Raw genomic sequence first — 875 nt, 5'->3', positions numbered from 1 at the left:
GCCCGCGCCGGCCGCAGCGCCGGCCCCCGCCTCGGCCCCGGCTGCCAGCCGACCCGCGCCCGTCGCGCCCGCTAGCAACCGGCCGGTGGCTCCCGCCACACCGGCCCGCCCGGCGGCACAGTCGGCGGCCGGACCCCGCCCCGTACCGACCACCCTGCCGGCGGGACCGGCAGCGCCGGCAGGCCAAGCCGGAGCGCAGGCCGGCTCGGTGACCCTGCGCCCGGTGGCCGAGATGGCCGCCGACATGGCCCGTACGGACGCGGCCACCTTCGCCGTCGAACCGCGGGTCACCCTGCGCCCGCTGACCGGCACGGCGCCCGCACCGGCAGCCCAGCAGGCCACCCGACCGGCCCCCGCGCCGGCCGCGCCCGAGGTCGCACGGGTGACCCCGCCGGCCACCGCGCCGGCCGTCCCCGTCACACCTGTCGCCCCGGCCCCGGCCGCGCGACCGGCTGCTGAGGGTGCGCCGGAAGGGTTGCTTGAGGCGTTGCAGGAGAGCCTGGCGCGCGAGTTGTTCGTGGAGGTCGATGAGATCGACGCGGACCGCAGCTTCACCGAGCTCGGTCTCGACTCGGTCGTCGGCGTGGAGTGGGTGCGCGCCGTCAACTCCGAGTTCGGCACCTCGGTGAGCACGACGAAGATCTACCAGTACCCGAACGTCAGGGAGTTCGCGGCCTTCCTCACCGCCGAACTCGCCGCCGCACCGGCCGCCCAGCCGGCGCCTGCCCCCGCACCGGTGGCCACGCCGGCCCCGCGGCCGGGGGGGGGGCCCCCCCCCCCCGGGGGGCCCCCCCCCCCCCCCCGCCCCGCGCCCCCCCCCCCCCCCGGCCGCCCGGCCGCCCCCCCCCCGGCCGCCCCGCCGGGGGGGGGGGGGG

General features: G+C 81.1%; 1 protein-coding gene. It reads left to right on the top strand.

Annotated features, from left to right (window positions below; all coding sequences use genetic code 11):
• Nucleotides 1–85: 85 nt before the first annotated feature.
• A partial coding sequence (locus tag AAHZ94_RS34695) for an acyl carrier protein (RefSeq protein WP_349997643.1) occupies nt 86–875 on the top strand: 790 nt, incomplete at its 3' end.

The sequence above is a fragment of the Streptomyces sp. HSW2009 genome (assembly GCF_040240285.1).
Lineage (GTDB): Bacteria > Actinomycetota > Actinomycetes > Streptomycetales > Streptomycetaceae > Streptomyces.
This window is presented reverse-complemented; position numbering and strand designations above follow the sequence as displayed.